This window comes from Rhodanobacter denitrificans, from assembly GCF_000230695.2.
In the GTDB taxonomy this organism is placed as follows: domain Bacteria; phylum Pseudomonadota; class Gammaproteobacteria; order Xanthomonadales; family Rhodanobacteraceae; genus Rhodanobacter; species Rhodanobacter denitrificans.
In genome coordinates this window covers 1,055,454-1,078,934 of record NC_020541.1, presented here as the reverse complement: position 1 = coordinate 1,078,934, position 23,481 = coordinate 1,055,454, and the positions used below count along the sequence as shown (strand labels likewise).

General features: G+C 66.6%; 18 protein-coding genes, 5 tRNA genes and 2 pseudogenes. 4 read left to right on the top strand and 21 right to left on the bottom strand.

Going from position 1 to position 23,481, the window contains the following annotated elements; all coding sequences use genetic code 11:
- Positions 1–21: 21 nt before the first annotated feature.
- The 13 genes from rpoB to R2APBS1_RS04675 form a co-directional block, all read right to left on the bottom strand.
- Positions 22–4,185, bottom strand: coding sequence for a DNA-directed RNA polymerase subunit beta (gene rpoB, locus R2APBS1_RS04735; RefSeq protein WP_027485835.1), 4,164 nt, complete (start codon positions 4,183–4,185; stop codon positions 22–24).
- A 221-nt stretch (positions 4,186–4,406) separates the two neighbouring features.
- On the bottom strand, positions 4,407–4,778 hold the full coding sequence (rplL, locus tag R2APBS1_RS04730) for a 50S ribosomal protein L7/L12 (RefSeq protein WP_007514537.1): 372 nt from the start codon (positions 4,776–4,778) through the stop codon (positions 4,407–4,409).
- A gap of 44 nt (positions 4,779–4,822) precedes the next feature.
- Positions 4,823–5,356 (bottom strand): 50S ribosomal protein L10, encoded by a 534-nt coding sequence (gene rplJ, locus R2APBS1_RS04725; RefSeq protein WP_007514535.1) that lies wholly within the window; start codon positions 5,354–5,356, stop codon positions 4,823–4,825.
- Positions 5,357–5,706: 350 nt separating this feature from the next.
- Positions 5,707–6,411: a 50S ribosomal protein L1 gene (rplA, locus tag R2APBS1_RS04720; protein ID WP_007514534.1), complete on the bottom strand. Its 705-nt coding sequence runs from the start codon at positions 6,409–6,411 to the stop codon at positions 5,707–5,709.
- A 3-nt stretch (positions 6,412–6,414) separates the two neighbouring features.
- On the bottom strand, positions 6,415–6,843 hold the full coding sequence (gene rplK / locus R2APBS1_RS04715; RefSeq protein WP_007514532.1) for a 50S ribosomal protein L11: 429 nt from the start codon (positions 6,841–6,843) through the stop codon (positions 6,415–6,417).
- Between the two features lie 296 nt (positions 6,844–7,139).
- Positions 7,140–7,700: a transcription termination/antitermination protein NusG gene (gene nusG / locus R2APBS1_RS04710; protein WP_007514530.1), complete on the bottom strand. Its 561-nt coding sequence runs from the start codon at positions 7,698–7,700 to the stop codon at positions 7,140–7,142.
- Between the two features lie 7 nt (positions 7,701–7,707).
- On the bottom strand, positions 7,708–8,103 hold the full coding sequence (gene secE, locus R2APBS1_RS04705) for a preprotein translocase subunit SecE (protein ID WP_007514528.1): 396 nt from the start codon (positions 8,101–8,103) through the stop codon (positions 7,708–7,710).
- 82 nt (positions 8,104–8,185) lie between these two features.
- A tRNA-Trp gene (locus R2APBS1_RS04700) sits at positions 8,186–8,261 on the bottom strand.
- A gap of 106 nt (positions 8,262–8,367) precedes the next feature.
- Positions 8,368–9,558 carry an elongation factor Tu gene (gene tuf / locus R2APBS1_RS04695; protein WP_007514312.1) on the bottom strand — a complete coding sequence of 397 codons (1,191 nt, stop codon included), beginning with the start codon at positions 9,556–9,558 and terminating at the stop codon, positions 8,368–8,370.
- A 77-nt stretch (positions 9,559–9,635) separates the two neighbouring features.
- Positions 9,636–9,711, bottom strand: a tRNA-Thr gene (locus R2APBS1_RS04690).
- Between the two features lie 122 nt (positions 9,712–9,833).
- A tRNA-Gly gene (locus tag R2APBS1_RS04685) sits at positions 9,834–9,907 on the bottom strand.
- Between the two features lie 137 nt (positions 9,908–10,044).
- A tRNA-Tyr gene (locus R2APBS1_RS04680) sits at positions 10,045–10,130 on the bottom strand.
- Positions 10,131–10,408: 278 nt separating this feature from the next.
- A complete protein-coding gene (locus tag R2APBS1_RS04675) occupies positions 10,409–10,897 on the bottom strand; it encodes an acyl-CoA thioesterase (protein WP_015447078.1) in 489 nt (162 codons plus the stop codon).
- A gap of 287 nt (positions 10,898–11,184) precedes the next feature.
- Between R2APBS1_RS04675 and R2APBS1_RS20490 the strand changes: the two are divergent.
- Positions 11,185–12,840: pseudogene (locus tag R2APBS1_RS20490) on the top strand (SpoIIE family protein phosphatase); the annotation flags it as partial.
- A 177-nt stretch (positions 12,841–13,017) separates the two neighbouring features.
- Positions 13,018–13,230, top strand: a pseudogene (locus tag R2APBS1_RS20645) (STAS domain-containing protein); the annotation flags it as partial.
- Between the two features lie 62 nt (positions 13,231–13,292).
- On the opposite strand, the gene ychF reads toward R2APBS1_RS20645, so the two are convergent.
- The 8 genes from ychF to R2APBS1_RS04630 all read right to left on the bottom strand — a co-directional run bounded on the left by ychF (position 13,293) and on the right by R2APBS1_RS04630 (position 20,726).
- Entirely contained in the window at positions 13,293–14,381 is a 1,089-nt protein-coding gene (gene ychF / locus R2APBS1_RS04665; protein ID WP_015447076.1) for a redox-regulated ATPase YchF, read from the bottom strand.
- An 81-nt stretch (positions 14,382–14,462) separates the two neighbouring features.
- Positions 14,463–15,044 carry an aminoacyl-tRNA hydrolase gene (gene pth, locus R2APBS1_RS04660; protein ID WP_015447075.1) on the bottom strand — a complete coding sequence of 194 codons (582 nt, stop codon included), beginning with the start codon at positions 15,042–15,044 and terminating at the stop codon, positions 14,463–14,465.
- A gap of 54 nt (positions 15,045–15,098) precedes the next feature.
- The gene (locus tag R2APBS1_RS04655; protein ID WP_015447074.1) at positions 15,099–15,764 is read right to left on the bottom strand and encodes a 50S ribosomal protein L25/general stress protein Ctc; all 666 of its coding nucleotides are present in this window, start codon (positions 15,762–15,764) and stop codon (positions 15,099–15,101) included.
- A gap of 114 nt (positions 15,765–15,878) precedes the next feature.
- Positions 15,879–16,820: a ribose-phosphate diphosphokinase gene (locus tag R2APBS1_RS04650; protein WP_174315862.1), complete on the bottom strand. Its 942-nt coding sequence runs from the start codon at positions 16,818–16,820 to the stop codon at positions 15,879–15,881.
- A 51-nt stretch (positions 16,821–16,871) separates the two neighbouring features.
- Positions 16,872–16,948: transfer RNA gene (locus tag R2APBS1_RS04645), tRNA-Gln, on the bottom strand.
- A gap of 49 nt (positions 16,949–16,997) precedes the next feature.
- On the bottom strand, positions 16,998–18,380 hold the full coding sequence (ispE, locus tag R2APBS1_RS04640; RefSeq protein WP_015447073.1) for a 4-(cytidine 5'-diphospho)-2-C-methyl-D-erythritol kinase: 1,383 nt from the start codon (positions 18,378–18,380) through the stop codon (positions 16,998–17,000).
- 52 nt (positions 18,381–18,432) lie between these two features.
- The gene (gene lolB / locus R2APBS1_RS04635; RefSeq protein ID WP_015447072.1) at positions 18,433–19,041 is read right to left on the bottom strand and encodes a lipoprotein insertase outer membrane protein LolB; all 609 of its coding nucleotides are present in this window, start codon (positions 19,039–19,041) and stop codon (positions 18,433–18,435) included.
- Positions 19,038–20,726, bottom strand: coding sequence for a tetratricopeptide repeat protein (locus R2APBS1_RS04630; RefSeq protein ID WP_027490734.1), 1,689 nt, complete (start codon positions 20,724–20,726; stop codon positions 19,038–19,040). The genes lolB and R2APBS1_RS04630 overlap by 4 nt, the downstream gene beginning before the upstream one ends.
- Positions 20,727–20,879: 153 nt before the next feature.
- Between R2APBS1_RS04630 and hemA the strand changes: the two genes are divergently transcribed.
- Together hemA and prfA are read left to right on the top strand one after the other, a co-directional pair.
- A complete protein-coding gene (gene hemA / locus R2APBS1_RS04625) occupies positions 20,880–22,160 on the top strand; it encodes a glutamyl-tRNA reductase (protein ID WP_015447070.1) in 1,281 nt (426 codons plus the stop codon).
- An 86-nt stretch (positions 22,161–22,246) separates the two neighbouring features.
- Entirely contained in the window at positions 22,247–23,326 is a 1,080-nt protein-coding gene (gene prfA / locus R2APBS1_RS04620) for a peptide chain release factor 1 (protein WP_015447069.1), read from the top strand.
- The last annotated feature ends 155 nt before the right edge of the window (positions 23,327–23,481 follow it).

Genomic DNA, 23,481 nt, shown 5'->3' with positions numbered 1-23,481 from the left:
AATCTCCGGTGACTGCGCGGATCACTTGATCTCTTCCAGATCGATGTCGATGGCGAGCGAGCGGATTTCCTTCACCAGCACGTTGAAGGATTCCGGCATGCCCGCGGACATTTCGTGGTTGCCGTCGACAATGTTCTTGTACATCTGGTTGCGGCCCTGCACGTCGTCGGACTTCACCGTCAGCATTTCCTGCAGGGTGTAGGCCGCGCCGTAGGCTTCCAGCGCCCACACTTCCATCTCGCCGAAGCGCTGGCCGCCGAACTGCGCCTTGCCGCCCAGCGGCTGCTGGGTAACCAGCGAGTACGGGCCGGTGGAGCGCGCGTGCATCTTGTCGTCGACCAGGTGGTTGAGCTTCAGGTAATGCATGTAGCCGACGGTAACCGGGCGATCGAACGCCTCGCCGGTACGGCCGTCGTACAGCGTGGTCTGGCCCGACTCGGGCAGGTCCGCCAGCCTCAGCATCGCCTTGATCTCGGTCTCTTCCGCACCGTCGAACACCGGCGTCGCCATCGGCACGCCTTCCTGCAGGTTGGTGGCGAGCGCGAAGATTTCCTTGTCGGTGAGCGACTTCAGGTCGACATGCTGCACCGCGCCGGCGACGTGGTTGTTGTAGATCTGGTCGAGGAACTCGCGGATCTTGGCCACCTTCTCCTGCGCTTCGAGCATCTTCTGGATCTTCTTGCCCAGGCCCTTGGCGGCCCAGCCCAGATGCACTTCCAGGATCTGCCCGATGTTCATGCGCGACGGCACGCCCAGCGGGTTCAGCACGATGTCGACCGGCACGCCGTCGGCGGAGTACGGCATGTCCTCCACCGGCACCACGTTCGACACCACGCCCTTGTTGCCGTGGCGACCGGCCATCTTGTCGCCCGGCTGGATGCGGCGCTTCACGGCCAGGAACACCTTGACCATCTTCAGCACGCCCGGTGCGAGGTCGTCGCCCTGGGTGATCTTGCCCTGCTTCTCCTTGAAGCGCTTGTCGAACTCTTCCTTGTGGCGCTTGATCTGGTCGGCGGCGCGCTCGAGGAACTCGGTGACGTCCTCGTCCTTGACGTTGATCTTGAACCAGTCGTCCTTCTTCAGGCCGTCCAGGTAGGCGTCGGTGATCTCGGCGCCGCGCTTCAGGCCGCCCGGACCGCTCATCGCGGACTTGCCGACCAACTGGGTACGCATGCGGCTGTAGATCGCGCCTTCGAGGATGCGGAACTGGTCGTCCAGATCCTTGCGGACCCGCTTGACCTCGGTTTCCTCGATCTGCTTGGCGCGCTTGTCCTTCTCGATGCCGTCGCGGGTGAACACCTGCACGTCGATGACGGTGCCGTCCATGCCCGGCGGCACGCGCAAGGACGAGTCCTTCACGTCGGACGCCTTCTCGCCGAAGATCGCGCGCAGCAGCTTCTCTTCGGGCGTGAGCTGGCTCTCGCCCTTCGGCGTGACCTTGCCGACCATGATGTCGCCGGCCTTCACCTCGGCACCGATGTAGACGATGCCCGACTCGTCCAGCCGCGCCAGCGCCTGCTCGCCCACGTTCGGGATGTCGGCGGTGATTTCCTCGGCGCCCAGCTTGGTGTCGCGCGCGATGCAGGACAGCTCCTCGATGTGGATCGAGGTGTAGCGGTCTTCCTGCACGACGCGCTCGGAGAGCAGGATCGAGTCCTCGAAGTTGTAGCCGTTCCACGGCATGAACGCGATCAGCATGTTCTGGCCGAGCGCGAGCTCGCCCAGGTCGGTCGACGAGCCGTCGGCCAGCGTGTCGCCCTTCGCCACCACGTCGCCGACGTTCACCAGCGGGCGCTGGTTGAGGTTGGTGTTCTGGTTGGAGCGGGTGTACTTGGTCAGCGTGTAGATGTCGACGCCGGCATCGTTGTCGCCGACCTCTTCCTCGTTCACGCGCACCACGATACGCGCCGCATCGACCTGGTCGATCACGCCACCGCGCTTGGCGCTGACGATGACACCGGAGTCGCGCGCCACCGCGCGTTCGATGCCGGTACCCACCAGCGGCGTCTGCGAGCGCAGGGTCGGCACGGCCTGGCGCTGCATGTTCGCGCCCATCAGGGCGCGGTTCGCGTCGTCATGCTCGAGGAACGGCACCAGCGCCGCGGCGACCGACACGGTCTGCATCGGCGAGACGTCCATGTAGTCCACTTCGGAGGCCGGACGCAGCTCGGATTCACCGCGGAAACGGCAGGACACGAAGTCCTCCAGGAACGCGCCGTGCTTGTCCAGCGGCGAGTTCGCCTGCGCGATCACGTGGTCGCCTTCCTCGATCGCCGACAGGTAATCGACCTTGTCGGTGACCTTGCTGTTGGCGACCTTGCGGTACGGCGTCTCGAGGAAGCCGTAGGCATTGGTGCGGGCGTACACGGCCAGCGAGTTGATCAGGCCGATGTTCGGGCCTTCCGGCGTCTCGATGGTGCACACGCGGCCGTAATGGGTCGGGTGCACGTCGCGCACTTCGAAGCCGGCGCGTTCGCGGGTCAGGCCGCCCGGCCCGAGCGCGGAGACGCGGCGCTTGTGCGTCACTTCGGACAGCGGGTTGTTCTGGTCCATGAACTGCGACAGCTGCGAGGAGCCGAAGAACTCCTTCACCGCGGCCGCGACCGGCTTGGCGTTGATCAGGTCCTGCGGGGTCAGGCCATCGGCCTCGGCCAGCGACAGACGCTCGCGCACCGCGCGCTCGACGCGCACCAGGCCGATGCGGAAGGTGTTCTCGGCCATCTCGCCGACCGAACGCACGCGGCGGTTGCCCAGGTGGTCGATGTCGTCGACGGTGCCGTGGCCGTTCTTGATGTCGATCAGCACCTTCAGCACGTCGAGGATGTCGGAGCTTTCGCCCAGTTCCTTGACCATCGCCTGCGACGCATCTTCCTTGCGCTCGCTGAAGTACTTGTGGTCGTACAGCACGCCCGGACCGAGGATGTCCTTGCGGCCCACGCGGCGGTTGAACTTCATCCGGCCCACGCCCGACAGGTCGTAGCGGTCGAAAGTGAAGAACAGGTTGAAGAACAGGTTCTGCGCGGCATCCTTGGTCGGCGGCTCGCCCGGGCGCATCATGCGATAGATTTCCACCAGCGCCTCCAGCGGCGTCTTGGTGTTGTCGATGCGCAGGGTATGCGAGATGTAGGCGCCGCGATCGAGGTCGTTGACGTACAGCGTGGGCACGATCTCGATGCCGGCCTTGCGGAAGTTCTCCAGTTGTTCGGCGGTGATCTCGTCATTCGCCGAGGCCAGCAGCTCGCCGGTCTTGGCGTCGACGATGTCGGTCGCCACGATGCGGCCTACCGGATAGTCGTCCGGCACTTCCAGCGCGGTGATGTTCTCGGCCGCCAGCTGGCGCACGTGGCGCGCAGTGATGCGCTTGCCGGCTTCCACCAGTACCTTGCCGCCGATCGCCAGGTCGAAGGAGAGCGTCTCGCCGCGCAGGCGCTCGGCGACCAGCTCCAGCGTGGTGCCGCCCTTCTTGCCGAGATGGAACACGTTGTGCTCGAAGAAGATGCCCAGCATCTCCTCGTTGCTGTAGCCGAGCGCGCGCAGCAGCACCGTCACCGGCAGCTTGCGGCGACGGTCGATGCGGGTGAACAGCGCGTCCTTCGGGTCGAACTCGAAGTCCAGCCAGGAGCCGCGGTAGGGAATCACGCGGGCCGAGAACAAGAGCTTGCCCGAGCTGTGCGTCTTGCCGCGGTCGTGGTCGAAGAACACGCCCGGCGAACGATGCAGCTGCGAGACGATCACGCGCTCGGTGCCGTTGATGATGAAGGTGCCGGTGTCGGTCATGAGCGGAATCTCGCCCATGTAGACTTCCTGCTCCTTGATGTACTTGACCACCTTCTTCGAGGCCGGGCTGTCCTTGTCGTAGATGACCAGGCGCACGGTGGTGCGCAGCGGGGCGCCGTAGGTCATGCCGCGGTTGCGGCACTCGCGCTCGTCGAACGCCGGCTCGCCCAGGCGATAGTCGACGTACTCGAGCGCGGCATTGCCCGAATAGCTGGAGATCGGGAACACCGACTTCAACGCGGCATGCAAACCCTTCTCGCCGCGCTGTTTCGGCGCGACGTGCTCCTGCAGGAACTCCCGGTAGGAATCAGTCTGGATGGTCAGCAGGTTCGGCACGCCCAGTACGGGCGGACGCTTGCCAAAATCCTTGCGGATGCGTTTCTTCTCGGTAAACGAGTAGGCCATGATCGGTAGCGCCTCGGTTCGCAGTGACGCCGGTGGTGCACACACCGGCTGAATGAAAAATCAGATGTTCGACAAATCCGCGGATTTGGGAATCGAGAATGGGGAGTCGACCTGCGAATCCCTATTCTCCATTCCCCTTCCCGCCTAAGCAGGCAAAGCCCGGGGGCTCGCGCCCCCAGGCTTGCTTGACGCTAGATCAAACTGACGGCGCGCAAGGGCGCCGATTACTTCAGTTCGACCGTGGCGCCGGCAGCTTCGAGGTCCTTCTTGAACTTCTCGGCATCTTCCTTCGACACGGCTTCCTTCAGGACGCCGCCAGCCTCGGTGAGGTCCTTGGCTTCCTTCAGGCCCAGGCCGGTGATCGCGCGGACAGCCTTGATCACATCGACCTTCTTGGCGCCGGCGGTCTTCAGGATGACGTCGAACTCGGTCTGCGCTTCGGCGGCCGGGCCGGCAGCGGCCGGGCCTGCGGCAACCATCACCGGGGCGGCGGCGGTCACGCCGAACTTCTCTTCGATGGCCTTCACCAGGTCCATCACTTCCATCAGCGACTTGGCGGCGACGGCTTCAACGATCTGTTCGTTGGTCAGGGACATTGCATTTACCTCTGGAAATGGATTCGATTTGATAGACGATGAACTTAGGCGGGTTCGGCTTCGGCCGGGGCCTCGGCGGCGACTTCGCCACCACCCTGCTTGTCGGCCACGGCCTTGACGACGCGGGCGAACATCGTGGCCGGTTCGGCCAGTACGCGGGCCAGCATGGCCAGCGCCTGTTCGCGGGTCGGCAGCGAGGCCAGCACGTCGACGTGCGCGGCCGGCAGCAGCTTGCCTTCCACCGAGACGAGCTTCGCCTTCAGCTTGTCGTTGTCCTTGGCAAATTCCTTGATCAGACGCCCGGCTGCACCGGGCTCTTCCGTCGAGAATGCGTACAGCAGCGGACCGACCAAGGCGTCCTTGACGACCTCGAACTCGGTACCGGCCACGGCGCGCGACGCCAGCGTGTTCTTGACAACCCGCAAGTACACGCCGGATTCGCGGGCCTTCTTGCGCATCGCGGTCATCTGAGCGACCGTGGTGCCCGCATACTCGGCAGCGACCAGGGAGTGAGCCTTCGCGGCAACTTCTGCCAGTTCGGCGACTACTTCTTGCTTCTGAGACAGATTGAGAGCCATTGCACTCCTCCAAATGAACTCCGCTCACGGCTCCTGCCGCTTGCGGTCCTGGGCGACGCCCTCCGTGACGTCGGGGGCACTGCGGTGCCCCGGGTGTTGGCCTTTCCAGAACAAATCGAACGATTCCAGAAGGGGCAGCACCATCTGCGCAGGCCGGATTCGCGAAAAACCCGATTAAGCAATCCCGTTGGCGACGCGGCGATTCCCTGCCAAAACCGAGCTCCCTGCCCGTCGTCGTCGCGCGTTGATCGCGCCTGCGGTCTTTGACAGCGGTCCCGGCATCCAACAGACACCGGGACTGCCCTCAAAAACTGCCCGCACTGGCACCTGGCCGGTGCGGGACTTGATTCTTACTTCGCGGCGATGGTCAGCGACGAGGTATCGACGGCAACGCCGACGCCCATCGTGCTGGACAACGCCACTTTCTGCAGGAACTGACCCTTCGCCGTGGCCGGCTTGGCCTTCAGCAGGTCGGCGATCAACGCATTCAGGTTGTCTGCGAGCTGGCTGGCTTCGAAGTTCGCCTTGCCGATGGTGGCGTGGATGATGCCCGCCTTGTCGTTGCGGAACTTCACCTGGCCGGCCTTGGCGTTCTTCACCGCCGTGGCGACGTCGGCGGTGACCGAGCCGTCCTTCGGGTTCGGCATCAGGCCGCGCGGGCCGAGCAGCTGGCCCAGCTTGCCGACCACCCGCATGGCATCCGGCGTAGCGATCACGCGACCGAAGTCGAGATCACCGCCCTGCATGCGCTCGGCCAGGTCGTCCATGCCGACAGCATCGGCACCGGCGGCCTTGGCGGCCTCGGCCTTCTCGCCCGGCGGGCAGAACACGGCGACTTTGACGGTCTTGCCGGTGCCATGCGGCAGCAGCGAGGAACCACGCACGCCCTGGTCCGATTTCTTCGCGTCGATGCCCAACCGCACGGCCACGTCCACCGACTCGGCAAACTTCGCCTTGGCGTTGTCCTTGACGATCTTCAGGGCTTCTTCCAGGCCGTAGAACTTGCCCGGCTGCACCGCGGCCTGCGCGGCCTTCATGCGCTTCGTGATCTTCATGTCTTAACCCTCCACCGTCAGGCCCATGCTGCGGGCGCTACCGGCAATGGTGCGCACCGCGGCGTCAAGGTCGGCCGCCGTCAGATCCGGCTCCTTCTGCTTGGCAATGTCTTCCAGCTGCTTGCGGGTGACCTTGCCGACCTTGTCGGTGTTCGGCTTCTGCGAACCCTTGGCGACACCGGTGGCCTTCTTCAGAAGGATGGTGGCGGGCGGAGTCTTGGTGATGAAGGTGAAGCTGCGGTCGGAGTACGCCGTGATGATGGTCGGGATCGGCAGACCCGGCTCCAGCTTCTGCGTGGCAGCATTGAACGCCTTGCAGAACTCCATGATGTTCAGGCCGCGCTGACCGAGGGCGGGGCCCACCGGCGGCGACGGGTTGGCCTGACCGGCCTTGACCTGCAGCTTGATGTAACCGACGACTTTCTTTGCCATTGGATGTTCCTCGCGAGTCCAGGCGCCTTGCGGCTCCTCGCTGTTCACCGTTCCATGGATGGAGGGAAGACCCGCCTCATGCGGATCCGAAACGCGTACACGCCGGGCCAAAAAGACCCCGCGTGAACCGCGCAGTATAGAGATTTACCGGATCATCAGCAAGCCCCGTGCCAGCAATGACCTCGGGCTGAAATCCAAGGACAGGGGGCCTCGGCCGGGCGAAGCGCCATTTCCCCGCCGGTGAGAAGAGGGGAAGGTATCGAGCGGATTAGCCTCGAACAGGCTCCTTCGCGAACTCAGGCCTTTTCGACCTGACCGAACTCCAATTCCACGGGGGTCGAACGACCGAAGATCAGCACCGCCACACGCAGGCGGCTCTTCTCGTAGTTGACTTCCTCGACCACACCGTTGAAATCGTTGAACGGACCCTCGGTGACGCGCACCATCTCGCCCGGTTCGAACAGCACCTTGGGGCGAGGCTTCTCGACGCCCTCGCGCACGCGGCTGAGGATGGCATCGGCCTCACTGTCCTTGATCGGCAGCGGGCGATCGGCGGTGCCGCCGATGAACCCCATCACCTTCGGGGTTTCCTTGATCAGGTGCCAGCACTCGTCGTCGATCCGGGGCGACTTGCCCTCGGTGTTCGTCTCGATCTGCACCAGTACGTAGCCCGGGAAGAACTTGCGATCGCTGCGCCGCTTCTGGCCGCCGCGCATCTCGATCACTTCCTCGGTCGGCACCAGCACCTCGCCGAACTTCTCTTCCATCGCGGCGCGCTTGATGCGCTCCTCGAGGGAACGCTTCACCTGGTTCTCGAAACCCGAATAGGCGTGCACCACGTACCAGCGCTTGCTCATGCTCACCTCAGCCACCCAGCTTCAGCAGCCAGTCGAGAATGACCGACTTCAGGATCAGGTCGATAAGACCCAGCAGCAACGACAACACGATCACCACCAGGATGATGATGCCGGTCGTCTTGATCGTCTCGTCGCGGGTCGGCCAGACCACCTTGCGCATCTCGAACTGCGACTCGGCGATGAAGTTCCGTACCCGTCGGCCCAGCGCGGTGAACGCGGCAATCGCCGACGCCACCACGAATGCGGCCAGCACGCCCAGCAGGCGTATCGACGATGAAATGCTGCCGTCCCGGCCGAACCAGGAATAGGCAAAGATACCGGCAGCCAGCACCAGGCCCGCCAGTACCAGCTTGCCGATGTCGGCGGCGTTCGTGCCCTTGGGCTGTTCTGCCTTGGTATTCATGCACTAGCGACTCGGTGTCAGCAGCATGCCGTGCCTTGCGGCCCGACCCTGCCATCGTCACCCGTCTTGGTCCTCGGGGAAGTGGCACGCCAGGAGGGACTCGAACCCCCAACCTGCGGTTTTGGAGACCGCTGCTCTGCCAATTGAGCTACTGGCGTAAAAATGGAAATAGGGAATAGGGAAGCGGGAATAGAAGAGCCGGAAAGCGCGGGTCGCGAGCCTTTCCGATTCCCTATTCCCTCGTCCCTATTCCCTGCATTCTACCTACTTGATGACCTTGGCCACCACGCCGGCGCCGACGGTGCGGCCGCCTTCGCGGATGGCGAAACGCAGGCCTTCGTCCATCGCGATCGGGTGGATCAGGCTCACCACCATCTTCACGTTGTCGCCCGGCATCACCATTTCCACGCCTTCCGGCAGCGTCACCGCGCCGGTCACGTCGGTCGTGCGGAAGTAGAACTGCGGACGGTAGCCCTTGAAGAACGGCGTATGACGGCCACCCTCGTCCTTGCTCAGCACATAGACCTCGGCCTCGAAGTCGGTGTGCGGCGTGATCGTGCCCGGCTTGGCCAGCACCTGGCCGCGCTCGACGTCGTCACGCTTCAGGCCGCGCAGCAGCAGACCGGCGTTGTCGCCCGCCTGACCCTGGTCCAGCAGCTTGCGGAACATTTCCACGCCGGTCACGGTGGTCTTCTGCGTGTCGCGGATGCCGACCACTTCGATTTCGTCGCCCACCTTGATCACGCCGCGCTCGATACGGCCGGTCACCACCGTGCCGCGGCCGGAGATCGAGAACACGTCCTCCACCGGCATCAGGAACGGCTTGTCGATCGCGCGCACCGGCTCCGGGATCCAGGTGTCCAGCGCATCCACCAGCTTGATGATCGACGGCACGCCGATCTCGCTCTGATCGCCTTCCAGCGCCAGCTTGGCCGAACCGTGGATCATCGGCGTGTCGTCGCCCGGGAAGTCGTACTTGGTCAGCAGCTCGCGCACTTCCATCTCGACCAGCTCGAGCAGCTCGGCGTCGTCCACCATGTCCGCCTTGTTCAGGTAGACCACGATGTACGGCACGCCCACCTGACGGCTCAGCAGGATGTGCTCGCGCGTCTGCGGCATCGGACCGTCCGCCGCCGAGCACACCAGGATCGCGCCGTCCATCTGCGCCGCACCCGTGATCATGTTCTTCACGTAGTCCGCATGCCCCGGGCAATCCACGTGCGCGTAGTGCCGCTTCGGCGACTCGTATTCCACGTGCGCCGTCGAGATCGTGATGCCGCGCGCCTTCTCTTCCGGCGCCGCGTCGATCGCGCTGTAATCCTTGAACTCGCCACCGAAGCGCTCCGCACCGACCTTCGTCAGCGCCGCCGTCAGCGTCGTCTTGCCGTGATCCACGTGACCAATCGTGCCGACGTTGACGTGCGGCTTGGTGCGTTCGAATTTACCCTTTGCCATGCGCGCTAAACCCCGATGGAGTCAATAAATTGAAAGGAACCTGCCCGTTTTGGGGCTGACCGTGACGGCCGAAGGAATGGTGCTCATGACAGGAATCGAACCTGTGACCTCTTCCTTACCAAGGAAGTGCTCTACCGACTGAGCTACATGAGCGGAAGTTTTAGCCATCCTCCATGATGGCGAAGATCAAGACCGGCGTCCTGCCGGACTCTTCAAAAAGGCGTCGACTTGTGCAGCACATGCAACGTCAACCTGGCTTGGCAGGGGCAGCGCAATGGAGCGGAAGGCGGGAATCGAACCCGCGTAATCAGTTTGGAAAACTGATGTTCTACCATTGAACTACTCCCGCTCTGTGCGGAACTCCTGCCGGACATCCTGTCCCTTCCCTTGCGGGTCGCGCCGCTCTAGCGTCGCGTATCGGGGCGCTCCTGCGACCCGGTGAAACCTGCCATCGATTGAAGCGGCCAATCCGATGTCAACTTGCTCTGGTGGAGGGAGGTGGATTCGAACCACCGAAGGCGTAAGCCAGCAGATTTACAGTCTGCCCCCGTTGGCCGCTTGGGTATCCCTCCAGAATCTTCTTTGTCCTGAGTGTCGCGTGCCGCCTGCACCCGGAAGGTGGATGACTTCGGGCATCCTGCCCTCCGCCCCTTCGAACCCGCCCGTGGACTGATCGAGCCCGTTCCAGGCAAACCATCGAAGGCGCAGGCCGGCAGATTGGCGGTCCGCCCTTGTTGGTCGCTTGGTTATTGCTCCAACAAAGAACGCGTATTGTGTGGATCGAGCCCCGAACTGTCAACACCTTGCGGCGGTGATTCGGCGCCTGCCGGCGATCTGCGCCCGGCTTCTGTCAGTCCGGCGAAGCCGCGTGCAGGTCGACCAGTTGCTCCATGCCCTTGGACAGTTCCAGCAACCGCCTGGCCTGCGCCTGCAACCGCCGTTCGCCGTCGTCGTGCGGCTCCCAGTGCGGCACCGGCGTCGGTTTGCCGTCCGGGCTGTCCAGCGCCACGAAAACCATCACGCAGCTGGTGGCCAGGCGCTGCTCACCCTTGCGCAGGTCGCGCGCCAGCACGTCGACCGCCAGGTGCATGCTGCTGGTGCCGGTGTGGATCAGGCGGGCCCGCACCGTGACCAGATCGCCGATCAGGATCGGCGCCACGAACTGGATCCCGCTGACCGAGGCGGTGACGCAATACGCCCCGCTCCAGGCCACCGCGCAGGCGTAGCCGGCCTGGTCGATCCATTTCATCGCCATGCCGCCGTGCACCTTGCCACCGAAATTCACGTCGGTGGGTTGGGCGAGGAAGCGAAAGCTCACTTCATGCTGCTGTCCGGGCATGGGCTGGGCACCTCACGGGTGGAGTCCGAAACCGCGATTATGCCTGACCGTGCGCGATCCCCCGCCCCCGCGCGGTCCGCCGGCTTGCAGCCCACCGTAGCTTCGTGGCTAGATGCCGCAACAGGAAGTCGGAAGATCCGCCGTTGGCCTTGCGCAGCATTGCATCACGGGCGGCGCTGTGGGTGTCCTGCTCGGGTCCACCCTGGTGCTGGCGGCCACGGAGGCCTTGCTGCTCAATCTGACCCGCACGCAGATCCTCGAAGCACACCCAACGCGAAGCCGCCTCCCTGGCGGCCAATGCCGGCAGCCAGATCCAGGCCCGGATCGACCGTGTCGCGGTTTCGGCACGCATGCTTGCCGCGATCATCGACGCCCGCCGGGACGACGCCGAACCGCTGCTGCATGACACCCTGGCCGCGAACCAGGACATGGACGGGCTGGCCGCGGCGTTCAGGCCCTCGCCGAATCCGGCCGACGCCCCGCCGCATTCGCCCTTCGTGCGTCGGCTGGACGACGGCACCCTGGCCAGTCGCAACCTGTCGCACGACGCCACCCCTTACCGGAACAGCAACTGGTTCCTCGGCGGGCTCGGCTGCGCCAACGGCTGCTGGCAGCGGCCGTTCTATTCGCAGTCCCGCCATCACCAGCTGATCAACTTTTCCGTGGCGATCGTCCGCGATGGCCACCCTGCCGGGATCATCAACGCCGACGTCACGCTCGACTGGCTGCACCGGATCCTCCGCAGCCTGGCCAGGCCCAAGGGCGCCTACGCCTTCGTGCTGGACAGCGACGGCAACTACCTGGCGCAAAACAATCCCGCCTTGGTCGGCAAGCGCGGCATGCCGGCCCTGCTCCAGGTGCTGGCCAGCGACCAGCCCGAGTCGACGCGCCTGCCGACAGCGCAGAACCCGCGCGTGCACGGACCGGTCTGGGTCTATTCCGCCCCCATCGAAGGCACCCGCTGGCGATTCGGCCTGGTCGTTCCGGAATACCAGATCTATGCCGGGGTAAGGCGCATCTTCCTGCTGATTCTTGCCCTGGGCCTGCTGGGCGTCGCGCTGATCACCCTGCTGACCATCCGTCGCACGATGGCGCCGCTGCGGATACTGGCCGACCGCGCCGAGCACGTCGCCCGCGGCAAGCTGGATTTCGAGCTGCCGCCGGCCCGACGCCCCGACGAGGTCGGCCGCCTCACCGAATCCTTCGACCTGATGCGCCGCGAACTGGCCCTGCACCTGGAGGACCTCGCGCGGGTGGCGCGCGAAAAGCAGCGGCTGGCCAGCGAACTGGAGATCGCCCACCAGATCCAGCTCGGCCTGCTGCCCAGCGAGCACTACCTCGACGCCGTGTGCTCCAGCTTCGAACTGCACGCGGCGCTGCGTCCGGCCCGCGCGGTGGACGGCGATCTCTACAGCTACTTCATGCTCGACCCGCAGCGCTTCTTTGTGATGGTCGGCGACGTCTCCGACAAGGGCATCCCGGCCGCCCTGTTCATGGCGCAGACGATCACCCTGGCCAAGGCGCTGGCACCGCGCGCGCAAACGCCGCGAAACCTGCTGCAGCTGCTCAACCTGGAGTTGTCCCGCGGCAACGACAGCTGCATGTTCGTCACCCTGCTGTGCGGCCTGCTCGACACCGGCAACGGCAACCTGGTGCTGGCCAGCGCAGGCCACGAGCCGCCCATCCTGTGCGGCGGTGGCACGCCGCAGCTGCTGGACTTCCCCACCGGCGCGGTGCTCGGGCTGTACGAGGATTCCAGCTACCCGGAACACCGCCTGCGTCTGCGCCAGGGCGAAACCCTGCTGATGTACACCGACGGCATCACCGAGGCCGGCGACCACGCGCAGCAGATGTACGGCATCGGACGCACCCTGCAAAGTCTCGCCCGGGTGCCGCTGACGGCCCCCACTGCCGGCTACATCGAACAGTTGCTGGGCGACGTGGACCGCTTCGTGGCGGACGCTGCGCAAGCCGACGACATCACCGCGCTGGCGCTGACCTGGCACGGCGCCGCCCCGCCCGGCACCGAGATGTGCGTCGACAACCAATTGGCGGAGGTGTTTGGCGTGCTCGACCGCTGCGAAAGCCTGCTGGAAGAAGCCGAGGTGGGCGATGGCGGCACCGTGGTGGTCGATCTGGCCGAGCTGGAATACGTCAGCAGCGCCGGGCTGCGCAGCTTCGCCAGGATCCGCAAGAGCATGTGCGCCCGCAACGGCCACACCTTGCTGTTGAACCCGCAGCCGCAGGTGCGCAAGGTGTTCGACATCGTCAAGGCGGTACCGGTGAGCGAGGTCTTCACCAGTACGCTGGAACTCGACGCCTACCTGGACGCATGCAGCGGCAGATCACCGAGGGTGGCGCCGACGCCTGAGCGCGCTTTCCAGCGGAAAGGGGCTCAGACGTTGAACAGGAAGTGCAGCACGTCGCCGTCCTTGACGATGTACTCCTTGCCTTCCTTGCGCAGCCGGCCGGCCGCCGCCGCGCCGGCTTCGCCCTTGTACTGGATGAAGTCGTCGTAGCCGACCGTCTCGGCGCGGATGAAGCCGCGCTCGAAGTCGGTGTGGATCACCCCGGCGGCCTGCGGCGCGGTGGCGCCGCGCTTCACCTGCCACGCGCGCACTTCCTTCACGCCGGCGGTGAAATAGGTCTGCAGGTCGAGCAGCTTGTAGCCGGCACGGATCACCCGGTTCAGGCCGGGCTCGTCCAGGCCCATGTCCTTCAGGAATTCGTCGCGGTCGGCCTCGTCCAGCTGTGCCAGCTCCTCCTCGATCGCCGCGCATACCGGCACCACCTCGGCGCCCTCGCTCACTGCGCGTTCGCGCACGGCGTCCAGCAGCGGGTTGTGCTCGAAGCCGTCGTCGGCGACGTTGGCGATGTACATCAGCGGCTTCAGGGTGAGCAGGAACAGGTCGCGCACCAGCGCCTTCTCTTCCTCGTCCAGCCCGGCGCTGCGCGCGGAGCGGCCCTCGTTGAGCGCGGCGGCCAGCTTTTGCAGCACCGGCTTGCGCGCCAGCGCCTCCTTGTCGTTCGCCTTGGCCGCGCGCTCGGCGCGGTTCAGCGCCTTGTCCACCGATTCCAGGTCGGCCAGCGCCAGCTCGGTGTCGATGGTCTCGATGTCGGCGATCGGGTCGACCTTGCCGGCGACGTGGATCACGTCACCCTCGAAGCAGCGCACCACGTGGGCGATCGCGTCGACCTCGCGGATGTGCGCCAGGAACTTGTTGCCCAGGCCCTCGCCCTTCGAGGCGCCGGCGACCAGGCCGGCGATGTCGACGAACTCCACCGCGGTTGGCACCACCTTCTGCGGATTGACAATCTCCGACAGCGCGTTCAGGCGCGGGTCCGGCACCGGCACCACGCCCACGTTCGGCTCGATCGTGCAGAACGGGAAGTTCGCCGCGGCGATGCCGGCCTTGGTCAGCGCGTTGAACAGGGTGGACTTGCCGACGTTGGGCAGACCGACGATGCCGCATTTGATGCCCATGGATTGGATTCCGGGAAGAGGGAATGGGGAGTGGAGAACAGGAACGACGGGATACGGAACGCCTTGGCGATTCGCTATTCCCTATTCCCTGCTCGTATGCAACAACTGCATCGCCTTGTCGAACTGGCCGGTCGCCGCCAGCGGCAGCACGTCCAGCGCGCGGCCGATGCCGTCGAGGATCGCATCCTCGTCCGATGCCGAGGGTCGGCCCAGCACCCACGGCGTGACCTGGTCTCGGTGACCGGGGTGGCCGATGCCCACGCGCAGGCGATGGAACTTGCCGTGGCCGAGGTGGCCCACGATGTCGCGCAGACCGTTCTGGCCGCCGTGGCCGCCGTCGAACTTCAGACGCACGGTACCGGGCGGCAGGTCCAGGTCGTCGTGCGCGACCAGGCACTGGTCCGCTTCGATTTTGTAATAGCGCAGCGCCGAGACCACAGCGATGCCGCTCTTGTTCATGAAGGTGGCCGGCTTCAGCAGCCACACCGGTTCGCCGCCGAGGCGCACGCGGCAGCTTTCGCCATGCAGCTTGCCGTCGAAGGCGAAGCGCTCGCCCTGGGCGCTGGCGAGGGCATCAACTAGCCAGAACCCGGCGTTGTGCCGGGTTCGGAGGTATTCGGCACCGGGGTTGCCCAGCCCGACGATGAGTCGCAAACCAGCCATGCGGACAAGCAGCAGTGACGGCCCGCGCTCCAGGCGAGCACGGGCCGACGCGGCTTACTTCTTGTCGTCCTTCTTGGCCGGCGCAGCAGCGGCAGGAGCCGGTGCAGCAGCTTCGACAGCCGGCGCTTCCTCGGCCTCTTCCTGCACCGTGTTGGCCGTGACCACCGCGGTGTCGTGGCCTTCGCCGCCATGCAGGGCAACCAGCTCGACGTTCTTCGGCAGCTTCAGCTGCGACAGGTGGATGATGTCGCCGGGCTTCAGGTCGGCCAGATCCAGTTCGATGGACTCGGGCAGATCCTTCGGCAGGCAGGTGATTTCCACTTCGGTCAGGTTGTGCGAGATCACCACGCCGGAGGTCTTCGCCGCCGCGGACTTCTCCTTGTTCAGGAAGTGCAGCGGCACGCTGACGCGGATCGCGGCCTTCTCGTCCACGCGCAGGAAGTCCATGTGCATCATCAGCTGCTTGAACGGATGCTTCTGCCAGTCGCGCACCAGCACCTTCTGCACCTTGCCGTCGACGTTCAGGTCGAGTACCGAGGAGAAGAACCACTCGTTCTTGGCGGCGAGCAGGATGGTGTTGTGCTCGATCTGGATGCTCTCGGGAGCCTGACCGGCGCCGTACACCACGGCCGGCACGAAGCTCGCACGACGCAGGCGGCGGCTCGCACCTTTCCCCTCGTCCTTGCGGCTTTGCGCCTTGATTTCATGAGTCTTGGACATTTCGTTGCTACCTTGGTTTGTGAAGAACCGCCTCGCGGCGATTTCGTGACTTTCCCGCGACCAGAAAAGCCGATGGTGCCGGGCGGCCAGGCCGCGACGGCGAAATCTATGGAATCAATCCACGTACAGCGAACTCACCGACTCGCCGAAGGCGATGCGGCGAATGGTTTCGGCCAGCAGCTCGGCGACCGAGAGTTGGCGGATCTTGGCGCAGGCCTGCACTTCCGGGCGCAGCGGCAAGGTATTGGTGACCACCAGCTGGTCCAGATGCGAATTCTCCAGGTTGCTGATCGCCGGGCCGGACAGCACCGGATGTACGCAGTAGGCGACCACCTTGCGCGCACCACGGTCCTTCAGCGCGGCAGCGGCCGCGCACAGCGTGCCGGCGGTATCGACGATGTCGTCGACCATCACGCAGGTCTTGCCGTCGACGTCACCAATGATGTTCATCACGGTGGAGACGTTCGCGCGCGGGCGGCGCTTGTCGATGATCGCCAGGTCGGCGTCGTCCAGCCGCTTGGCGATCGCGCGGGCGCGCACCACGCCGCCCACGTCCGGGCTGACCACGATCAGGTCGTCCATGCTGTGGCTGCGCCAGATGTCGGCCAGCAGCACCGGCGAGGCATACACGTTGTCGACCGGAATGTCGAAGAAGCCCTGGATCTGGTCGGCGTGCAGGTCGACCGTCAGCACCCGGTCGACGCCGGCGGCGCCGATCATCCTGGCCGCCAGCTTGGCGGTGATCGGCACCCGCGCCGAGCGCGGCCGGCGATCCTGCCGGGCGTAGCCGAAGTACGGGATCACCGCGGTGACGCTGGCCGCCGAGGCGCGCTTCAGCGCGTCGGTCAGCGCCAGCAGCTCGAACAGGTTGACCGCGCTCGGTGCGCCGGTCGGCTGGATCACGAACACTTCCTGCTTGCGGACGTTCTCCTCGATCTCGATCTGCACCTCGCCGTCGCTGAACGTGCCGACCAGCGCCTTGCCCAGCGGCACGCCCAGGCGGTGGGCGACGTCTTCGGCCAGCGCACGATGGGCGTTCCCGGTAAACAGCATCATCGGAGTGGACGTGTCCACAGTAGTTACCTCGAAACAAAAGCCATCATGAAATGGCTGGGGCGGCAGGATTCGAACCTGCGAATGCGGGAATCAAAATCCCGTGCCTTAACCAGCTTGGCGACGCCCCAGTGATATGTGTGTATCTGCCGTGTCCGATCTGTCTCTAGTCGCCAACAGTCACGCCGCGCCCCGATGGCGCGCCGCTGCCTCATGCAGGGGCGACACGTCGACGCCCGTGGCCAGGTGCGCCGTGAACGCCGCCGGGCATTGCCGCGCCACCGCCTGCGCCCGCTCCAGCGAACGCAGTTCCAGGAACACGCAACCGCCGCTGCCGGAAAGCCGCGCCTGACCGAAGCCGCCCAGCCAGTCCAGCGCCGCGGCCACCCGCGGGTGCCGCGCACGCACCACCGGCGCGAAGGCGTTTTCGGTCGTTTCGCCGGAAGCAAAGGATGAAATTGTCGCCCGCGGCGCATTTCGTGTCAATTCAGGCGCTTGAAACAACGCGGCGGTCGGCACCGGCTCGTGCGGGTCGAGCACCACATAATGGCGCGCCGGCAAGGCCAGCGGGGTGAGTCGTTCACCGACACCCTCGGCCCAGGCCGAACGGCCGCGCACGAACACCGGCACGTCGGCGCCGAGCCGGCGGCCCAGTTCCGCCAGCGCCTCCTCGTCCAGGCCCAGTTGCCACAACTGGTTCAGCGCCACCAACACGGTCGCCGCGTCGGAACTGCCACCGCCCAGCCCGCCGCCCATCGGGATGCGCTTGTCCACCGCGATATCGGCGCCCAGCGCGGTACCCGCGTGTTCCTGCAGCAGCCGCGCCGCGCGTACCACCAGGTCGGCGGACTCGGGCACGCCCGCCACCTCGCGCGTGCGCCGGATCGCGCCGTCATCGCGCACGCGCAGGCGCACCTCGTCGCCCCAGTCGAGCAGGCGGAACACCGTCTGCAGCTCGTGGTAGCCGTCCGCGCGCCGCCCGGTGATGCGCAGGAACAGGTTCAGCTTTGCCGGCGCCGGCCACACCGTCCATGCACCGGGCGCGAGCGGCGCCAGCGGCCGGCTCATGAACACGCGCAGTTCGTCGGGGAAGCCGTTCTCGCGATCGCGCTCACGCGCAAACGCAAACGCCGGGGCGTTCTTGTCGACCACGGCAAAACCGTGCTTCGCGTAGAACGGCGCATTCCACGGCACCTCGGCCAGGGTGCCCAGGCCCACCCGCCGGTAGCCGGCTTCGCGCGCCCACGCGCAGGCGTGCTCGAGCAGCGCCGCGCCGATGCCGCGCCGACCGTACGCCGGCAACACGTCGATCTCGGCAATGCCGATCGCGCCATCGGCCAATTCGGTGTCCAGCCAGACGAAACCGACCGGCTCACCGGCTTCATCCCGCGCCACCCAGACCAGGCCGCGGTCGATCGCCTGGCGCAACAGTTCCGGCGGGATCGACACGGCCGAATAGCTGGGCCATGCCGGATGCCCGCGGAACAGCTGCACCGCCTCGCGCTCGATCGCGCACAGGGCTTCAACCTCGCTCGGCTCGGCGCGTTCGATCGGGAAAGACATGCTCGGGTTCCGGTGCGGCGACGACGGCCAGCGGGGCGCCAAGCCTAACCGATCAGCGGAATTGCCAGGACTCGATCGACAGCTTCACCTTGTACGGCGGCTTGCCGGCGAACAGCTTGGTTGGCAGCGGCGGCTGGCGGGCGTCGTCCCACTCGCGGTAGTCGACCGTCCAGCCATCCTGCTGCAGCAGCGAGGGCAGCCGGTTCTCGCCGAAGCTCAGCTCGGCCGGGCCGCTGTCCGCGCGCAGGCCGAGCACCCAGGCACGCAGATCGCGCAGCGGCACTTCCCAGCCGAGCGCCTTGTGCATCAGCGCCTCCGCATCGGGGCCCTGCAACGGGCCATGCTCCACGCCTTCCAGCAGGGCGCCGTGCGGACCGCCGCTGAGGCGGAAATTCATGCCGCTGATCGCCGGCCCGCGCAGGGTGAACTCGTACTGTTCGCCGTCCTGGGTCCAGCTGAAACTGCCGCTGCCGCCGTCCTTGCCGTTGGAGACGCCAAGCCGGCCCTGCAGCACCCAGTGGTCGGCCTGCGCCAGCGCCCGTTCGCGCGCAAGCTGCGCGCCGAGCAGGCCGGCGTCACCCTTCACGCGTACCGCCGGCGGCACGCAGGCGGCAAGCAGCAGCGGCAAGGCGATGGCGAGGAAACGCAGCTGCCGCCTCATGGATGCAACCGCTTCAGGGTTTCCTGCAAGGCGACGTTGTGCGGGTCGAGCTTGCGCACCTCGTCGAAGACCCGCTGCGCGTCGCGCTGGTGGCCCTGCTTCCACAGCACTTCGCCCAGGTGCACGCCGACGTCGGCGTCCTTGCGCGCCAGCCAGGCGCCGCGCAGGGTCTGCGCGGCCTGCTCCAGGTTGCCCTTGCGGTACTGCAGCCAGCCCCAGGAATCGGCGATCGCCGGGTCGTTCGGCTTGGCGGCGCGGGCGGTGCTGATCAGCCGCTCGGCCTCGGCCAGGTCGCGGTTAGCGTCGGCGAGGGTGTAGCCCAGCGCGTTGCTGGCATCGACGTCGCCGGGCTTGATCTTCAGCAGCTGCTGGAAGTCCTGCACGGCCTGATCGACCTGGCCGGCCTCGGCATAGGCCAGGCCGCGCCCGTAGAGCAGTCCCGGGTCGTTCGGCACGACCTGCAGCGCGTGGCTGAATGCGGCCTCGGCCTTCGCGTAGTTCTGCTCGCGCAGGTACAGCTCGGCATCGGCCTGCCAGGCCTGCCGCAGCTGCTCGGGCTGGTCGAGATAGGCCAGCTGCAGCTGCCCCATCAATTCGTGCGCCTCGGCGCGCTTGCCCTGCGTGTGCAGGATCAGCGCGCTGCGCAGATCGGCATCGAACGCATGCTCGTCGGTGTCGCCCACCTGGTCGTACCAGGCCAGCGCCTCGGCCTCGCGATGCTGCATCTCGGCCAGCTGGCCGAGCAGGTACGCGCTGCTTTCGCGGATCTCCGGCGACGCGTGCTGCAGTTCCCGGTACAACGCGGCCAGCGCCTTGCCGTCCTGCTCGTGCGCGGCCAGTCCGGCGCGCATGGCGTAGGTGTCGGCGTTCTGCGGGCCGCGCGCCAGCAGCCGGCCGGCGCCGGCGTAGTCACCGGCCTGGCCGAGCATGCCGGCGTAGGCCAGGCGCAGCTGGATGCTCTGCGGTTCCTTCGCCAGCGCCTTCTGCAGCAAGGCGCGGGCGCCGTCACGGTCGCCGTCCTTGAACTTCATCTGTGCCGCCCAGGCGTAGGTCTCGGCGCTCTTGAACCGCTGCATTGCGGCGTCGGCGATCTGCACGGCGTAGGCGTGCCGGCCGAGGCGATCACCCAGTTCGCTCATCGCCAGCCAGGCGTGCGCGTCACCGGGCAGGCGCGACGGCGTGGCCAGCGCCTCCAGCAGGCGGGCCGCCTGGGCCTGGTCGCGGGCACCGACCAGCACACGGCCGAACTGGCGCCAGGCATCCTTGTCGCCGGTACCGATCAGGAACTCCAGCTGGCGCCGCGCCTCGGCGGCATCGCCACGATCCAGCGCCAGCTGGGCGCGTGCCTGCGCCAGCGCGGCGGGTTTGGCGCCCAGCGTCTGCCAGCGCTGCAGCGCACGTTCGGCAGCGACGTCGTCATGCACGGCGATCGCCAGACCGGCGGCGCGCTCGGCCACCTGCGGGTCGTTGCTCAAGGCCATCGCCTTGTCGTAGTGCGCGGAGGCCGCCTTCAGGTCGGTGCGGGTCAGCGCCATCTCGCCGGCCAGCAGTTGCGCCAGCACGTCGTGGTCGGCATCGGGGGTGACCACCGTCAGCTGCGCCAGCGGTTGCGGCGTGGCGATCGTCTCCGGGGTGGAACGCCGTGGCGCATCGGCGCAGGCGGCCAAGCCCAGCGCGAGCATCATTACTGCCGTAAAATGCCGCAGTTGCTTGAACTTGCCGGCCCCGCTCCGCACACTATTGTCCATCCACATGCCTGCTCTGGTCACCGCCTGGCGACGTCGCGTCAAGCTTAGCCTACGCCACCGGATCCCTGCCGCCGAGATGTTCCGACCACCATGCCGTTGATCGCCCTCGGGCTCAATCACCTCACCGCGCCGGTCAGCCTGCGCGAGCAGGTGGCGTTCGACACGGACGCCGCCGGCGAGGCCCTGCACGAGCTGGCCCGCGAGCCCGGCGTGGAAGAGGCGATGATCCTGTCCACCTGCAACCGCACCGAGCTGTACGTCGGCGTCGCGGCGGGCGCGGAGGACATCCCGCAGGCGTGGCTGAATCGTCATCACCATCTGACCCCCGGCAAACTGGATGAGTTCCTGTATCGGCACGACGAGGACGATGCGGTGCGCCACATGTTCCGCGTCGCCACCGGGCTGGACTCGATGGTGCTGGGCGAGCCGCAGATCCTCGGCCAGGTGAAGGACGCCTACCAGCTCGCACGCGAGGCGCAGTCGCTGAAGGCGCCGATGGACCGCCTGCTGCAGCACACCTTCGCGGTGGCCAAGCGGGTGCGCACGGACACCCGCATCGGCGCGCACACGGTGTCGGTCGCGTTCACCGCGGTGCGCCTGGCCGAGCAGGTGTTCGCCGACCTGAAGCACGCCTGCGTGCTGCTGATCGGCGCCGGCGACACCATCGAGCTGGCCGCGCGGCACCTGGCCGAAAAGCAGGTGCGCCGGCTGATCGTGGCCAACCGCACGCCGGAGACCGCGCAGGAGCTGGCTGGCCGCCACGGCGGCTACGCGATCGCGCTGGCCGACCTGCCGCAGCACCTGGCCGAAGCCGACATCGTGATTTCCTCCACCGCTGCGCGGCAGCCGATCGTGACCCGCGCGATGGTCGAGCGGGCGATGGCCGCGCGCAAACGCAAGCCGATGTTCATGGTCGACATCGCGGTGCCGCGCGACATCGAGGCCGGCGTGGGCGAGTTGCCCGACGTGTATCTGTACGGCATCGACGACCTGCGCCAGGTGATCGACGACAACCTGCGCTCGCGTGCCGCCGCCGCGCACGAGGCCGAGGCGATCATCGACCTGCAGGTGGAGCGCTACATGGCCTGGCGCCGCGCGCTGACCCTGAAGAACCCCGCCCTCGACATGCGCCAGCACGCCGAGGTCTACCGCGACGAAGTGCTGGGCAAGGCCCGCGCGATGCTGGCCCACGGCAAATCGCCCGACGAGGCGTTGGCGTTCCTCGCCAACACGCTGACCAACAAGCTGCTGCACCATCCCAGCGCGCGCCTGCGCGAAGCGGCGCTTTCCGGCGACCTCGACCTGCTGCACGCCGCGGGACGGCTGTACGGTCTGGACGAAGAAGAAGGCGGCGGCTCGCGGAACGCGTAGCGAGGGCGGCTGGCTGCCGCCTGTCGCGCCCGTTCCGCAACTCATGAAGCAGCCTGCTTCGCCTCCGCCACCCTTCACGTGATGCCATGACCCCAACCATCCGCCGCAAGCTCGAGGCACTGGCCGAGCGCCATGAGGAAATCGGCCTGCTGCTGTCGCAGCCCGAGGTGCTCGGCGACAACACGCGCTTCCGCGAGCTGTCGCAGGAATACGCCCAGCTCGAACCGGTCGCCGCCTCGCTGCGCGAGCACGACCAGGCCGAGCGCGAACTGGCCGAGACCCGCGCGATGCTGGACGACCCCGAGCTGCGCGAGATGGCGGTCGACGACGTGCACCGGCTGGAACGGCGCCTGCTCGATCTCGACGACGCACTGCAACTCCTGCTGCTGCCGAAGGACCCGCGCGACGAGGCCAACCTCTACCTCGAAGTACGCGCCGGCACCGGCGGCGACGAGGCGGCGATCTTCGCCGGCGACCTGCTGCGCATGTACCTGCGCTACGCCGAAAGCCGCCGCTGGCACGTCGAGATCCTCAGCGAACACGCAGGCGAGCACGGCGGCTACAAGGAGGTCGTGGCGCGCATCGAGGGCAAGGGCGCCTACTCGCGGCTGAAGTTCGAATCCGGCACGCATCGCGTGCAGCGCGTGCCGGAAACCGAGTCGCAGGGGCGCATCCACACCTCGGCGGCGACCGTGGCGATCCTGCCGGAGCTGGACGAGATCGACGACGTCGAGATCAACCCGGCCGACCTCAAGGTCGACACCTTCCGCGCGTCGGGCGCCGGCGGCCAGCACGTCAACAAGACCGACTCGGCGATCCGCATCACCCACCTGCCCACCGGCACCGTGGTGGAGTGCCAGGAAGAGCGCAGCCAGCACAAGAACCGCGCCCGCGCGATGAGCCTGCTGAAGGCGCGCCTGCTCGACGAGGCGCAGAGCAAGCAGAGCGCGGCGCAGGCGCAGGAACGCCGCCTGCAGGTCGGCTCCGGCGACCGCAGCCAGCGCATCCGCACCTACAACTACCCGCAGGGCCGGATCACCGACCACCGCATCAACCTCACCCTGTACCGCCTGCCCGAGATCATGCAGGGCGACCTGGGCGAACTGATCGACACGCTGACCCGCGAACACCAGGCCGACCTGCTGCAGGCGCTAGGCAGCGCCTGACAACACCGTCACGGCAGGCTGGATTACCCTGCAGCCACCCCTCCCCGTGTCGTCATTCCGGCGCAGGCCGGAGGAGCTTTTCAACAGCGAAGCTGGTCATCGCATTTCGGCTTTCGCACATCGCAAGTGCGATTCCGGCCTTCGCCGGAATGACG